Origin of the sequence: Anaeromusa sp. (assembly GCF_028691475.1) — a bacterium.
Lineage (GTDB): Bacteria > Bacillota > Negativicutes > Anaeromusales > Anaeromusaceae > Anaeromusa.
On sequence record NZ_JAQUZF010000013.1, the window covers coordinates 22,151 to 37,062 of the forward strand.

General features: G+C 51.0%; 16 protein-coding genes and 1 riboswitch. Of the genes, 1 reads left to right on the forward strand and 15 read right to left on the reverse strand.

Annotated elements, in window-relative coordinates; translation table 11 throughout:
- The 14 genes from tsaB to PHF27_RS03510 form a co-directional block, all read right to left on the reverse strand.
- The coding region (gene tsaB / locus PHF27_RS03445; RefSeq protein ID WP_300066051.1) for a tRNA (adenosine(37)-N6)-threonylcarbamoyltransferase complex dimerization subunit type 1 TsaB at positions 1 to 464 on the reverse strand (464 nt) is incomplete at its 3' end.
- Entirely contained in the window at positions 445 to 927 is a 483-nt protein-coding gene (tsaE, locus tag PHF27_RS03450) for a tRNA (adenosine(37)-N6)-threonylcarbamoyltransferase complex ATPase subunit type 1 TsaE (protein ID WP_300066054.1), read from the reverse strand. The genes tsaB and tsaE, both read right to left, overlap by 20 nt.
- A complete protein-coding gene (gene thiL / locus PHF27_RS03455) occupies positions 927 to 1,925 on the reverse strand; it encodes a thiamine-phosphate kinase (RefSeq protein ID WP_300066057.1) in 999 nt (332 codons plus the stop codon). Before thiL ends, tsaE begins: the two co-directional genes overlap by 1 nt.
- 175 nt (positions 1,926 to 2,100) lie before the next feature.
- Positions 2,101 to 3,402, reverse strand: coding sequence for a phosphomethylpyrimidine synthase ThiC (gene thiC / locus PHF27_RS03460; protein ID WP_300066060.1), 1,302 nt, complete (start codon positions 3,400 to 3,402; stop codon positions 2,101 to 2,103).
- Positions 3,403 to 3,511: 109 nt separating this feature from the next.
- Positions 3,512 to 3,613, reverse strand: a riboswitch (TPP riboswitch).
- Between the two features lie 70 nt (positions 3,614 to 3,683).
- Positions 3,684 to 4,265, reverse strand: a complete 582-nt coding sequence (locus tag PHF27_RS03465; protein ID WP_300066063.1) for a GerMN domain-containing protein — start codon at positions 4,263 to 4,265, stop codon at positions 3,684 to 3,686.
- Positions 4,262 to 5,341 carry an N-acetylmuramoyl-L-alanine amidase gene (locus tag PHF27_RS03470; RefSeq protein WP_300066066.1) on the reverse strand — a complete coding sequence of 360 codons (1,080 nt, stop codon included), beginning with the start codon at positions 5,339 to 5,341 and terminating at the stop codon, positions 4,262 to 4,264. Before PHF27_RS03470 ends, PHF27_RS03465 begins: the two co-directional genes overlap by 4 nt.
- Positions 5,342 to 5,424: 83 nt before the next feature.
- Positions 5,425 to 5,775, reverse strand: coding sequence for a type II toxin-antitoxin system PemK/MazF family toxin (locus tag PHF27_RS03475; protein ID WP_026319458.1), 351 nt, complete (start codon positions 5,773 to 5,775; stop codon positions 5,425 to 5,427).
- Positions 5,775 to 6,038, reverse strand: coding sequence for a CopG family transcriptional regulator (locus PHF27_RS03480; protein WP_300066072.1), 264 nt, complete (start codon positions 6,036 to 6,038; stop codon positions 5,775 to 5,777). The genes PHF27_RS03475 and PHF27_RS03480 overlap by 1 nt, the downstream gene beginning before the upstream one ends.
- Positions 6,039 to 6,132: 94 nt before the next feature.
- Entirely contained in the window at positions 6,133 to 7,689 is a 1,557-nt protein-coding gene (locus tag PHF27_RS03485; protein ID WP_300066075.1) for an NAD(P)H-hydrate dehydratase, read from the reverse strand.
- Complete coding sequence (gene acpS, locus PHF27_RS03490; RefSeq protein ID WP_300066078.1) at positions 7,637 to 8,077, reverse strand: holo-ACP synthase; 441 nt, start codon at positions 8,075 to 8,077, stop codon at positions 7,637 to 7,639. The genes PHF27_RS03485 and acpS overlap by 53 nt, the downstream gene beginning before the upstream one ends.
- A gap of 75 nt (positions 8,078 to 8,152) precedes the next feature.
- A complete protein-coding gene (locus PHF27_RS03495; RefSeq protein ID WP_300066081.1) occupies positions 8,153 to 8,917 on the reverse strand; it encodes a flagellar motor protein MotB in 765 nt (254 codons plus the stop codon).
- A gap of 6 nt (positions 8,918 to 8,923) precedes the next feature.
- On the reverse strand, positions 8,924 to 9,706 hold the full coding sequence (gene motA / locus PHF27_RS03500) for a flagellar motor stator protein MotA (RefSeq protein WP_300066084.1): 783 nt from the start codon (positions 9,704 to 9,706) through the stop codon (positions 8,924 to 8,926).
- Positions 9,707 to 9,947: 241 nt separating this feature from the next.
- A complete protein-coding gene (locus PHF27_RS03505) occupies positions 9,948 to 11,324 on the reverse strand; it encodes an FAD-dependent oxidoreductase (protein ID WP_300066087.1) in 1,377 nt (458 codons plus the stop codon).
- 370 nt (positions 11,325 to 11,694) lie between these two features.
- Positions 11,695 to 12,192 (reverse strand): ferritin, encoded by a 498-nt coding sequence (locus PHF27_RS03510; RefSeq protein WP_300066090.1) that lies wholly within the window; start codon positions 12,190 to 12,192, stop codon positions 11,695 to 11,697.
- Between the two features lie 198 nt (positions 12,193 to 12,390).
- Between PHF27_RS03510 and PHF27_RS03515 the strand changes: the two genes are divergently transcribed.
- A complete protein-coding gene (locus PHF27_RS03515) occupies positions 12,391 to 13,626 on the forward strand; it encodes an LL-diaminopimelate aminotransferase (protein WP_300066093.1) in 1,236 nt (411 codons plus the stop codon).
- Between the two features lie 162 nt (positions 13,627 to 13,788).
- Here the strand turns inward: PHF27_RS03515 and PHF27_RS03520 are convergent.
- On the reverse strand, positions 13,789 to 14,912 hold a 1,124-nt coding region (locus tag PHF27_RS03520; RefSeq protein WP_300066096.1), incomplete at its 5' end, for a diguanylate cyclase.

Consider the following 14,912-nt stretch of genomic DNA (forward strand, 5'->3'; position numbering starts at 1 on the left):
CCAGCTGCAATCAATTCTTCCAGAGCCGTCCGGAAGGCTATCACCCGCGGCGGCTGCGCTTCCACAACCCGCCCATTTTCTATGCGATAACGCCCTTGGTACACATTACCTTTCTGCGCATCCAAAAATGGCGATAGCAATAATCCCGGCGCGGGACAGTTATAGGCCAGCGCTTCCAATGTCGGCACGCCGATAAGGGGAATGCCCAGAGCGTAAGCCAAGGCTTTCGCCGTCGCTAAGCCGATGCGCAGCCCTGTAAACGATCCGGGGCCAAGACTGACCGCCACTGCCTGCAGCTGCTGTTTTTCCACCTGCGCCGCCTGCAGCAGCATTTCAATATGCGGCAGCAACAGCTCCGAATGAGTTTTCGTCGTTTCCAGCTTCCACTCCGCCAAAAGAGCCGACTCAGTCGCTAAAGCTACGCCGGAAACCAAAGTAGCCGTCTCAAGAGCCAATACCGGCATCTGCTTTCAACTCCTCACACAATCTTTGATAGCCCTCGCCATGGGGCTCCAATTCAAGCTCTCGTTCATCCTGCGCCGCGCCACAGCGCAGATAAATGCGCAAATGCTCAGCAGGCATTTCCTCCCAAAAAGCATCCGGCCACTCGATAAGCGCGATGCCCCGCCCTTCTACGTACGTGTAAAAATCAATGTCCCAAAGCTGTGAAGCATCTTCTAAGCGATACAGATCAAAGTGATACATTTCCCCTTTGCCGCTTTGGTATACGTTCATTAACGTAAAGGTCGGGCTTGTTACATCCTCCGCCACGCCTAGACCGCTAGCCAAGCCTTGCGAAAAAAGTGTTTTCCCCGCCCCCAGGTCACCGGAAAGACAAAGCACTTCTTTGCCGCGCAGCAACGTTCCCAGACGCTGCGCCAGTTTCCAAGTTTCCTCCGGCGACGCCGTCTTCCATTTCCAAGACATTACAAATCCTCCTGTTGGAAATGATTATACCCCCGCGGCTGCAGCAGCGCCCGCTGCCCGTCGCTCTGACGCAAATAGACTCCCTGTCCCCGGCTGACTGTGCCGATCACCGCCAAAGGCAGCTGCGGCATCTCACGTTGCAGCTGCGCCAGCGTATCCGGCGACATCGTGCTAAGAAGCTGGTAATCCTCGCCGCCGTAAAGAGCCCATTCCAAAGGATTGATCCGAGCCCGCCCCGCAGCCTGCAGCACCTCTGGCGAAAGCGGAACGTCAGCCGCCCGCAGTTCTATAGACACCCCGCTGGCTTCGGCGATTTCATTGGCCTCACTGGCCAAGCCGTCGCTAATGTCATTGAGGCTGTTTATGCCGGCTTCGCCTAGTATCTTGCCCCAGGCAACTTGCGGTCTAGGACGTAAATGCCGCTCTTGCAAAGGCTTGGCCCAAGGCTCTTCTTGGGCTTCCTTTTGCCCCAGCAGCCACAGCCCTGCGGCAGAATCGCCCACCGTACCGGTCAAGGCCACTACATCGCCGCACTGAGCGCCGCTGCGGTAACATACCTTCTGAGGCAGCGCCTCGCCGGTAACAACCACATTTAAGACCAATCCTTGCAAGGAGGAAACAGTATCCCCGCCAATAATGCCCACGTTATATTCTTTAGCCAGCGCCCGCATGCCTTGATAAAGGTGTTGCACAAATTCCACCTGGCAGTCCTGAGGCAGCGCCAAAGAAATCAACGCATGGCGCGGATTGCCTCCCATGGCGGCAATATCGCTGAGATTGGCCGCCATAGCCTTCCAACCAAGGCTCCAAGCATCGGTAGTGGTCAAAATAAAATGCACGCCTTCCACCAGCATATCGGTTGTTAACAGCGTCACATGATCTGGGGTCGGCTGCACTACAGCGGCGTCATCGCCAATACCGACAATCACCCCAGGAGTCTGAGTTTCCTCCTGGAGTAAACGAATCAGGCCAAATTCGCCTACTTCGCATATTTTCATAGTCTTATAGCTCCCATCCTAAAAAGATAGCATCTGTTTTGTTTATTCTTGACCAACAAGCAATTCCCTGCTGAAAAAAGAAAGCCGAGGGCCCCTTTCTAAAGAAAGAGTCCCCCGCTTCATTGCGGTACTTCTATAAACAGATGCCAGGATCAGAGAATCTATAAGCGTCCTTTTAGCAAGAACCGCCCGATTTTCCCAGATGCTCGCTGACAATCTTCATGGCGCAATAATCGCCGCACATGGAACAAGCTTCCGCGTTGCCGGCATTTCGCTCCTGCCGATAGCGGCGCGCTTTTTCCGGATCCAAAGCCAAAGAAATCTGGCCTTCCCAATCCAAGGCTTTACGGGCTTTCGCCATCGACAAGTCCCACTCTTTCGCACCAGGCACGCCTTTCACAATATCCGCAGCATGAGCGGCAATCCGCGAAGCCATTACGCCTTCACGTACATCGTCAATGGTCGGCAGCGCTAAATGTTCCGCCGGCGTCACATAGCACAAGAAGTCAGCTCCTGCAGCCGCAGCCAGCGTACCGCCAATGGCGGCCGTAATATGATCATAACCTGGGGCCACATCGGTAACCAACGGCCCCAGCACATAGAACGGAGCGCCTTTGCAAAGGCGCTTCTGCAGCTTCACATTGGCCTCAATCTGGTCATAAGGCACATGACCGGGTCCTTCCACAAGCACCTGCACGCCTTTGGCCCAGGCGCGGTCAACTAGCTCGCCCAAAATCAGCAATTCCTGCAATTGACCCCGGTCAGTGGCATCCGCCAAACAGCCGGGACGCAACCCGTCGCCTAAGCTGATGGTCGCATCATGACGCAGACAGATGTCCAGCAAATCATCATAACGCTCATACAAGGGATTTTCCTTATTATTATGGAGCATCCAGCCAGTCAAGAACGAACCGCCGCGGCTGACAATGTCCATCACGCGACCTTCCCGGCGCAGCCTGCCGATGCTTTCCATCGTAATGCCGCAGTGAAGCGTCATAAAATCAGCGCCGTCCGCCGCCTGTTTCTCAATGACATGCAGCATGTCGTCTGCAGTCATCTCCATAATGGAACCCTTGCTTTTAATAGCTTCCACCGTAGCTTGATAGATAGGTACTGTACCAACAGCAACGGTCGAGCGTTCAATAATCGCTCGCCGGGACGCGTCAATATTATCGCCAGTAGACAAATCCATTACCGCATGGGCCCCTGCAGCAATAGCTGCATCCAGCTTAGCCAGCTCCGGCTCTAAGTCCGGGAAGGCACTGGACGTGCCGATGTTAGCATTTACTTTGGTCGAAAGGCCCTCGCCAAAACCAAACGGACGCAAGGACGTATGATTGACATTGGCGCATATCGCCACCGTACCTGCCGCCACTTTTTCTCGCAACGCCTCTGGCGCCATCCCCTCCGCTTTAGCTACTGCGGCCATAACCTCGGTAATCTTGCCTTGTCTTGCCAACTGCATTTGTGTTGCCATGTTTTTTCCTCCTTCTCGTTCCAGCTTGCGCCGGACGGCATGCAGCCGCTAAGAGAGAGTGGCGATAATACAAGGGACCCTCTCCGCAAAGAGAGGGTTGCAAAATCTTTACGATTTTGTCCCACTTCCCTACGCTGGCATTACCCAGAATCAGGTTCCAAGGGTCAACCGCCGCAGCAGTTTCTCAGCTTTCGCTCCCCTAGTGGCTACTATGCAATTATTTACTAGTTATTGTAGCATAACAAAGCCGCCGAAGCAATCGGCGGCTTGCGAAGGACGAGCTAGCGTTTAATTATTTTTTCCGAGCGACTCAGGGGTTCGCTAATGTCCACATGCCCCTGCAATGTAGCGCGGCGCTTGCCTTCCACTAAAAACTGCACGCTTTGCACTTCGGGAAATTCCGTCAACGTGTTCACAATAGCCGCCACTAAAAGACGTTCGCTCGTAGAGCCAGCGCTCTGGGCAATCGCCTCGCTAAAATCCACGTAAGCAATTTCGTCCTTAACCCACAGCCCCTTGATTTTTGCTTCCTTGGGCAACAAACCCACCATACCGTTTCCATGAGGCGGAGCCGCCAGCAGTTCCATGGCGGTTCGGGCCGGGTGATCATTTTTCTTCACTTGAAAAACTTCCGGCAGCAGCCATTTGGCATCGTTAGACCCTCTGTATACCTTTATGCGCATTGTACCCGGCTCCGGCTGCGACGTATCCCCCGGCGGCACAAGCACGGCTGCCGGAGGCGTTGCCGCCGCTCCAGGCGTTGTTGCCGGCGTCTGCGCCGCTGATGGTTTCATGTCGCTTGCGCAGCCGCCTAAAAAGAGCGCCGCCATTAAAAAGCAAGCTATGGTTATATCCCGCATCATTGGACACCCCCTGACGCTGCGGCCTTGCGGAAAAAGCTATCCAAGCCCATCACAATGGCGTTAGCCATTTTTTGTTGAAACGTCGGCGAGGCCAATAAACGTTCTTCTTCCGAATTGGAAATAAAGGCTAATTCCACTAAGGCAGCCGGCATAACCGTCCTTTTGATTACATAAAAATTAGCTGTATTGGCCCCTCGGTCATTGCGCCCGCCGGCATTAAGCAGCTGCTCCTGCAAACAATCCGCCAGCATGCCGTCGTATTTCGTCTTCTCATAGTAGAAGCTGCTAGTACCGCTAGCCGTGGCGCTGCTAAAAGAGTCGTTATGAATACTGACAAACGCATCCGCTTTAGCGTTGTTCGCCACTGCCGTCCTCGCACTCAGCTCTTCTACATTGCTCGCATTAGGTCCAAAGACATCCTTGTCCGTCATGCGAGTCATAATCACACGAGCGCCTGACTTTTCCAAAAGAGCTTTCGTGCGCATGGCCACTGCCAAGGTAACATCCTTCTCTTTAAGGCCGCTCGGCCCAAGAGCGCCTGAATCGCTACCGCCATGCCCCGGGTCAATAGCGACCACTTTTCCTTTCAAGCCAGCAGAAAATTTCAACTTAGTCAAAGGCGCCGATGACAACTGGATGTCCAGCACAACGCGGAAAGGGCGTCCAGCCTTATCGTCCGCCGGCAAGGTGAACACCTTGTAATCTCCCGCCTGCACCACGCCCGGCAAATTCACCGTTAAAGCAAGATCCGAGCCGCTGCGCTTAAAAACCGCCGTATTGGCAATTTTCCCATCCAACTGATAGGACGCTTTAACCCCTTTGCCCAATTTTACTCCCGGCAAGGACAACGTCAAATTAGGAAGCGGCGTAGCCGACACCGCCGCTTCCGGCACTGTCAAAGGCCCGTTCAAATCCAAAACGAGCCGCAGCTTCGCGGCGCCTGTCACCGCATCGGTATGCACATGAGATTTCACCCCCTGCACCTGCGTCGCCTGCGAGGCCGCCTCGGCCACAGATGCAGCGCTAAAGCATAGCAGCAGCAAAAATAAGCATAAAAAACGAACTATGCGTCGCAAAAAATACCCTCCTTTAAATCCCCAGAAGCCGTAGCTTCCCAAAACGAAAGGCGGCACGCCGCAGCATGCCGCCTTTATGTACGTCAGACGGGTATCAGCCCCAGACTGATCTTGAGTGCTTCATCTACCTTACGCATCATATCGGCATCCAGGTGCGTCACTTTCTCCTGCAGCCTTCGCTTATCAATGGTCCGGATTTGTTCCAACAAGATAACAGAGTCTTTTTCGAGTTGAAAGCGCTGCGCCGCCACTTCTACATGCGTAGGCAGCTTAGCTTTAGAAATTTGTGAAGTAATCGCCGCAATAATCACAGTGGGACTGTAGCGATTGCCCACATCATTCTGCACAACCAACACTGGCCGGTGTCCGCCTTGCTCGGAGCCGACAACAGGGCTCAGGTTTGCATAGAAAACATCCCCTCGCCGTATCGCCATCAGCTTTTACCTTCCATCCACATCATGGACAAGGAAAAGCATTCCACATCAACTACAGGAGCCTCTTCCGCAAGGCCCAAATTAATGGCAGCCATTTCCTCATAGCCGCGCCGCATTTGTTCCCGCTTGCGAGCCTGCAGATAAATTTCCACGGCATCCTCAAAGCACTGGCTCACCGAGCACTGTTTTTCCTTTGCCACACCGCCCACCTCTTGCACTAAGGAGCTGGGAAGGGTGACAACGATTTGGCGCAAATCAGACATCCAAGCTACCTCCGCTCTCTAGGCACTCGCCTGCATCTCAACAACCATAGTCAAAGCAATTATATACCTATTATAAAAGGCATGCCTCCCAGTGTCAAACCGTTTTCTCCGTCAAGGCATGCCGCGCAGTCGCCAAAGCGGCGACAATGTCTCCTGCCGCCATGCCGATCCTGCCGGTTTCCGCTACAATATCGCCTGCCAAGCCGTGCAGGTAAACCCCTGCCACCGCAGCTGCATCCGGCGCCATGCCCTGCCCCAAGAGCGCTGCAATTATGCCTGTCAGCACATCACCACAGCCGCCTGTCGCCATACCTTCGTTGCCTGTGGGATTAATCCAAGCTTCCCCGCCGGGAGCGGCAATGACAGTTCCCGCTCCTTTCAGCACTACCACTGCCTGCCAGGCTTCCGCCGCTAATTTAGCGATCCCCAAACGGTCCGCATTGACTTCCGCAGCGCTGCACTCCAACAAGGCCGCCAATTCTCCCGGATGGGGCGTCAAAACAGCTGGCACTTTACGCCCCGCAAGAATTTCAGCTTGGCCGCAAAAAGCATACAGCCCGTCGGCATCCACTACCAGCGGCGTCTCCACCGCCCGCGCCACCTTTCTCACGCAAGCCAAGGTGCTTTCTTGCCTGCCTATGCCAGGTCCTATGGCCAGGGCATTCATCGAACCAGCCCACTCCAGCAGGCGCTCCGCCGCTTCACTATGCCAGCCGCCATCTGCCGCCTCCGGCAGCGGCCTTGTCATCACCTCTGTCAGCTTCAAAGCTGCTGTGGGCTGCAAGGACGCAGGCGTCGCTAACGTAACCAAACCGGCGCCGGCGCGCACAGCCCCTTCCGCCGCTAGGCAGGCGGCGCCGCAAAAAGACAAGCTTCCTGCCGCCACCAACACTCTGCCGTTAGTTCCTTTATGAGCATCTTCCGGCCTGGTCGGCAATAATTGGCGCACGAACGCAGCCGTAGTCAACTGCTGCTGAATCCCGACTCCGTCCAGCACCTCCGGCGGCATGCCTATATCCGCCGCCATCCAGCCGCCTGTACAGGCAGCGCCAGGATAAAAAAGCAGCCCTGGCTTGGGCAAGGCAAAAGTAACCGTATAGGCCGCTTGCACCGCATCTGGAGATACTTGACCTGTATCCGCCTCCACGCCGCTAGGCAAATCTACCGCCCAAACCGGCAACCCGCTTTGATTCATCAGCCGAGCCGCTCGAGCCAGTCCTTCCCCCAACACACCTCGGAACCCAGTACCTACAAGAGCATCCACCAGAACGTCCGCAAAGAGAATGCTCAACCGCGCCTTTTCCCAGTCCCGCTCTTCGCGCAGCACAATAACTTCGCCTCCATACCGGCGCAAAAGTTCCAAATGAAACCGAGCGTCTCCGTTGACCATCTCTTCGGACATCGCCAGAAAAACCTTCACCTTCGCGTTTTGGCACAAGGCATGGCGCGCAGCCACAAAGCCGTCGCCTCCATTATTTCCCTTACCGCAAAAGAAAAGCACTTTTTTACCTGCCAGCCCGCTAAAGACCTGCGACATATGACGCGTCACCGCCGCGCCGGCATGTTCCATTAACATTTGACCAGGAAAGCCATATTTTTCAATGGTGATTTGATCGCAGGCCCGCATCTGCGCTGCCGTCGCTACTTGCATGCTCTAACCCCTCCGTTCCCCATAAAAGGCATTGCGCAGCCGCATACATTCTTGTATGCGTCAAAGACAAATGAATATCGATAACGCCATGTTTGGCTGCCAATTCTCTAAAAAAGCCGTGCACTACCAGCTTAGGCTTTCCTAATACATCATTTAGCACTTCTACATCCTGCAGCGTGCCGCCGCGCAGGCCTGTACCCAAAGCCTTGAGAAAGGCTTCCTTCGCGGCAAAGCGAGCTGCATAGGAAGCCGCTCGTCCAGCACCGCGCCCCTCACAAGAGGCAATTTCCCCGGGCGTATATACTCGTTCCAAAAAGCGAGGCCGCTCAATGGCTTTGGCCACCCGGTCCACTTCCACTAAATCCAACCCTATGCCAATAATGCGCATGCAGGTTTACACCTCTTTCATTTCAAAAAGAACCTCTTGCGGTACAATTTGTACGCAAGAGGTTCTTTCCACTTCCTACAGCCGCGTCGAGCGCATAATCAGCACTTCCACACGCCGATTTTTCGAACGTCCCTCCGGCGTTTCATTGGTCATAATCGGCCGATACTCTCCATAGCCGATCGCACTGAAACGTTCTGGTTTTAATGAGTTATCCGCGATCAAATAGCGCATAAAATTAACAGCCCGTTGCGAGCTCAGTTCCCAGTTAGATGGAAATTCCCGAGTATTAATTGGCACATTATCCGTATGACCTGACACGGTGATCCGTTGATTCAGCACAGCCAGCATTTTAGCAATCTCACCGGCAAAACGCTGCGACTGCGGTAACAAAGTCGCACTTCCCGATGGAAAGAGAGCGCTGTCCCGAATACGAATCATCAAACCGTCTTCGGTCATCACCGTCTGCAAGTCCCCTGCAAGATTGTTGTTCTTGATATACTGTTCCAGCTTCTTCTGCGCTTCCATCAAATCCATGGACTCTTTCAAAAAAGCCTGTTCCTTAGCTTCATTCATCCCGGAAGCATTCATGCCTTGGGGCGTCGGCGGCTGCCCCGGCGTTACAGCCGGCTGCCCTGGAGCACTATCCAGCATAGCCTGACCGCTAAAAGCTACATTGAGTGAAGCCGCAATTTGCTCGAATTTCTTCTGATCCACCTGAGCTGCAGCAAACAGTACAATAAACAAGGCTAAGAGCAATGTCAAAATATCAGCGTACGGAACCAGCCAGGTTTCGTCAATATGTTCTTCATGATGTGCTTCGTGGTGCTTTTTTCTGGCCATCAGAGACTACTCCTCTTTCTTAGGCTTCAAACCAGCCCGCTCATTCGCCGGAATAAAGACCATCAGTTTTGCCTCAATCGCCGTAGGCGAATCGCCAGCCTGCAAGGACAAAATTCCCTCCACCATCATCTTGCGTATTTCCGATTCCTTGCCGGACATGATTTTCAACTTGTTAGCAAAAGGATGCCACAGTACATAACCGGTAAAAATACCCAAAAGAGTCGCCACAAAGGCGGCTGCAATAGCTGGTCCTAGTTTGTCAATATCAGACAAGTTACCCAAGGCGGCAATCAAACCAACCACAGCTCCCAATACGCCAAGCGTAGGGGCATAGGTTCCTGCTTGACTGAACATCTGCGCTCCATTACGATGACGCTCTTCCATGCTGCGAATTTCCGCATCCAGCACGTCCGCTACGAAGTCCGGATCCAAACCGTCAATAACCATGCTCAAACCGCTCTTTAGAAACTGATCCTGGATTTCATCCACCCGGCTTTCCAACGCCAAAATGCCTTCACGACGCGCCGTCTGAGACAACTCCACAAATAAAGGCACCAATTCCTGTTTTGTCATCATTTCCGGCAACCGAACTAACTGTTTAAACAGCGTCGGCATCTGCTTCATCTGCTGCATGGGAAACGCATTAAACAAACAGGCAATCGTTCCCAAAATGATAATCATGAATGCCGCTGGATTTGCCAGTGAAGTCAAACTGGCTCCTTTTATAACCATACCGCCTAGTACGGCCACCACGCCTAATACGACCCCAATAATTGTTGACTGCTCCAAAACCAGAACCTCCTGCTCGTCATCTTCGTATTCCTTACTTGTATGATATCGGTTTCAATACGGTCTTATTATAGTCTTTTTTTACGCAAACATCCTACATATTCCATAAAACAACGCATTAAATACATCTTTAGTTATTCAACGCCTAAGAGCAGATTCCTTTTTTCCATGGCAGCGCAAAAAAAAAAGAAGCATAAGTAGGAAATCTATCCCACCTATGCCCTAATTAAAGCCTTCTAAGTTAGCAACGTCCTAGTTTAGCCGTCAGTTTATTAGCAGCAACAGCCAACATGTCGATAGGGCTGTTGAACGGCGGCGAATAAGCAAGGTCGGCGTCAAACAACTTGTCAACAGTCGCTCCCAGGCTAAGAGCCATGGCCGCCACATCTACCCGTTTTACAACATCCCCTTCTCCCCAGGCCTGCATCCCCAGCAGCTGCCGCGATACCGCATCCGCCGTAAGCTTCAGCAGTACCTTGCGGGCTGCCTTCATATAATGCGGCCGATCATAGCCGGCAACCGTCACACTGACGCATTCAAAGCCCGCTGCCGCACCTTGACGCTCATTCAAGCCGGTTCGCCCCACTTGCATTTCAAAGAGCTTGACCACCGCCGTCCCCAGCACCCCGCCAAATTTCACGCCAGCGCCGCAAAGGTTTTCACCGATAACACGGCCATGCTTATTAGCCGTTGAGCCCATAGGCAGAAATACTTTCTCACCGCTGACCCTATGCGTATTTTCCGCACAGTCTCCGCCCGCAAAAATAGCTTTGTCCGAGGTCTGCAGATACTCATTCACGGCAATAGCGCCGCTCGTGCCAATCTCCAGCCCCGCTTGGCGAGCCAGCTCTACATTGGGCCTTGCGCCCAATGCTAAAATCACCAAATCCGCCGTCAAAGTCCGTTTGTCTGTTTTTACTTCACGCACCTGCGCATCGCCGCCAAAGGCTTCCACTGCTTCTTCCTTCAAAAATTGCAGGCCTTTAGCCGCCAAAGACAGTTCCAGCTCCTGCGCCATGTCTTCGTCCAAAAGAGCCGGGAAAAGCTGATTTTTCATTTCCACTACCGTCACATCTACATCCCACATGCGTAACGCTTCCGCTATCTCCAGACCGATCAACCCGGCACCAATTACTACCGCTTTTTCATATTTTTGCTCTTCCAGGCCCCGCCTAATAGCAGTAGCGTCTTGGGGTCTCCATACATGAAAAATATTCTCTTTTTCTACCCCCGGCCAGGCTGGTTTTATCGGGGAAGAGCCTGTAGCCAAAACTAATTTATCGTAAGCGAATTGGCGCTTTACGCCAGTTTTCAAATCCAAAGCATGCACGATCTTTGCCTCACGTTCGATCGCCACAGCTTCCATCCGCGTCAAAACATCCAGGTTTTTAGCCTTTTTGAAAAACTCCGGTGTACGCAGCGTCCCTGAAGGCGAACTCATCAGTTGGCGAACCTGTTCCACCTCGCCGCCGATAAAATACGGCAACCCGCACGCACCATAAGAAACAAGTTCGCCTCGCTCCAATACGGTAATTTGCGCCTCCGCATCCAACCGACGCACCTTGGCGGCGGCTTTCAGTCCGGCGGCCACACCACCTATCACTACGATTCGCTGCATACTTTCGCCCCTCTCCTCGTCTTTACAACAGCTAGTTATTGTCTTAGTTCTCCTTTTCCCAGCACTTTCCTGCCAGGATATAAAGAGTGAACAGGAGAACTGGAGTCGCGAGAGGGCACGGAGATTGAACAAGAGTCGCGGGAGTCACGGAGGGTTCGACTGAGGGTTACGGAATTTTAACAGGAGTACGACGCCGCCGGATGCGGTTAGGGTCGGTTGCGCCATGGACGGCATAGCAACCGACGTCTATGCAGAAGCGCATAGCTCATAAAATTCCCTTTCGCGTTTTTCCTGTATTTCGCGGTTCGTTTTATTAGTTTTGGTACAACAGAAAAGCCGCCTCCTGCCGGAGACGGCTTCATTTTTCAGCTTATCCGCGAGCGCGCTTGCCCATTTCTTTATCCACATAGAAGATGGCGCCTACGCTCTTGTCGCCAATCAGACGGAGCTTGTCGACTACCGCCGTAGCGCTCGCTTCTTCTTCCACTTGCTCTGTGATGTACCACTGCAGGAAGATCTGCGCCGCTACGTCTTTTTCTTTAACTGCCAGATCATATAAGCCGTTAATGCATTTCGTTACATACTGCTCATGTTTGAGCACTTCTTCAAACATCTGCAACGGCGTTCCAAAAGCAGCTGCCGGTGCGTCAACTTGGGAAAGCTCCGGAGTGCCGCCTCTTTCCAAAAGATAGTTCATAAACTTAAACGCATGTTCCATTTCTTCTTGATATTGAATGCGCAGCCAGGAGGCAAAACCGCCTAAGCTTTGCGTTTCGCTATATAACGACATCGCCAGATAAATATTAGCGGAATTCATTTCCACCTGAATCTGCTTATTAATCGCGTTTTGTAATTTTTCCGAAATCATAATCTAATTCCTCCTTTAGAACTTTGATGGTTTTATTTTAACATAAGTCTCTAACGAAAACAATAATTATTGACGGTAAACTAAAATCATTATTATTTGCTATTTATTTCTCTCTTTATTTTCCTTTCCCCCTACCGTTTCTAATGCATCCATTGTATAATTAAGAGTAAACGTTCAACGCTCGAAAGGAGATTTTTTATGGCTTTTTTAAACGAAGACTACTTAAAATTACCAGGCAGCTATTTATTTGCGGAGATTGCCCGTCGCGTGACCCACTTCAAGGAAGAAAACCCAGAAGCGGACATTATCCGTTTAGGCATAGGAGACGTAACTCGTCCTTTGCCGCAAGCTTCTATTGAGGCTATGCACAAAGCGGTTGACGAAATGGCCTCAAGCGATACCTTCCGCGGTTATGGCCCGGAACAAGGCTATGCTTTCTTAGTGGAAAAAATTATCGCTCACGACTACGCTAGCCGCGGCATTCAACTCGGAACGGATGAGGTCTTCGTCAGTGACGGTTCCAAGAGCGACGTCGCCAACATTCAAGAAATCTTTTCCAGTGACTGCACGGTAGCCATTACTGATCCAGTTTATCCGGTGTACCTAGACACTAATGTCATGGCGGGCCGCACAGGAACCCTGCAGGAAGACGGTCGCTTTGCCAATGTCACCTACTTGCCTTGCAATGCAGAGAATAATTTCATTCCTTCTTTCCCAAAAGAGCGAGTAGACATGATTTATCTTTGCTGCCCCAATAATCCTACAGGCACCACCCTCTCCAAAAGCGAACTGAAAAAATGGGTGGATTACGCCAAAGCCAACAAATCCATTATCCTCTTTGATTCCGCCTATGAATCTTACATTCGCGAGGCGGATATTCCCCATAGCATCTATGAAATTGAGGGCGCCAAAGAAGTGGCTATTGAATTCCGCTCCTTCTCAAAAACAGCTGGCTTTACCGGCACTCGCTGCGCCTACACGGTTGTGCCTAAAGAATTGATGGCTTATACCAAAAGCGGTGAAGCCCATTCTCTGAATCCGCTCTGGAACCGTCGTCACACTACGAAATTCAACGGCGTTCCTTATATTATTCAACGCGGCGCAGAAGCCATCTTCTCCGAAGCAGGCCAAGCTCAAGTGCAAGAAACCATTGACTACTACATGGAAAACGCCCGTATTATCCGTGAAGGCCTGCAAAAAATAGGGCTCTCCGTCTTCGGCGGCGTCAACGCTCCTTATATTTGGCTAAAAACGCCGGCTGGCATTGATTCTTGGGGCTTTTTCGATAAGCTTCTGAACGAAGCCAATATCGTCGGCACTCCTGGCGCAGGCTTCGGCCCCTCCGGCGAAGGGTATTTCCGGTTGACTTCCTTCGGCACGAGAGAAAACACCATTCGCGCCATTGAACGCATCCAAACTCGCTTAAAAGTCTAATGTTCCACCGATTTATTTAGCTCTCACGGTAAAGTAGATTTTCAATCATCATTCTTTTTTAAAAATCCTCGTTAGAGCGGTGCTCTGACGAGGATTTTTTCTCATTTAGCAACACAATTTCTTTTTTGGCACAGAGTTTCATTAAATCACCTGCGTTCATTTTCAAGTTTCTTTGTTAGTTTCAGATCCTTTTAAAAAACCAACTGTTTCAGCTACTTTTACCTGGTTTCTTCCGCTATTCTTGGCTTGGTATAAAGCTTCGTCAGCAGCAGCCAAAAGATTCTCTTTCCATCCGTCATGACAAATATTCGAACTAGCAACGCCTATGCTGACTGTTACCCAAGAACTAGTTGAAGATGCAGCATGTTCAATGCGTAATTTTTCAACTTCTTCTCTAATTTTTTCCGCTATCCTAATTGCACCGTTTTTATCGGTTTTGGGCAACACAACAACAAATTCTTCTCCCCCATAGCGAGCAACCAAATCTGTCGATCTTTTCACCGTCTTTTGAAGAGTAGTAGCTACTTTTTTAAGACAATCATCTCCTCCTTGATGTCCGTAAGTATCATTAAATAATTTAAAGTGATCTATGTCGATAATAATAGCCGACATTCCCGTACATTCTCGTATGCCGCGCAACCACTCATGATTCAAGAAGTTATCAAAATGTCGTCTATTCGCTAATCCTGTAAGCCCATCCAAAGAAGATAGTTTTGCTAATGTTTGATTTAATTCCACCAGTTGGTCTGTTTCCGAGCGAATAGTTTTTATCATAGGACGAAAAAGGAAGATTGCTTCTATCAGCAATACAAAAAAGGTAACACTCATACTTATGCCTTGCAAATACAACATTTTTGCAATGCGAGCTTCACTTTCTTTTTGTTGCTGATTAACTGTATTATCAATACTCAAAAGTACTTCGTTGGATTTTTCTATCATCTCGCGAACCTTCTTTTTCATCTCGTCAGAAAAAGCTGGCTCGCTTAAAGCTACTACCTCATTGCCATTCTTAATATACGTATCAATTTTCTCTTTGTCTTCCAAAGAGGCTTGAACAAACCCGCTAAACTCTTCTCCGTTTAAACGCGTTTGCGCATTTTCCATTGATATCGTTGCATCTGAAAGCTGCTTGCGCAACCATATGCGCTTGTTCCCGTCTGTTTCTTGAATCAATTCCAAACTATATAATGCCATTTTTTGAGACAACATGCGCTGTCGGCCATTAAGGTTTATTAATTCTGCCGCTTTTTGTTCATTATAGATTAATTGGTTCATATTAAAAAAAG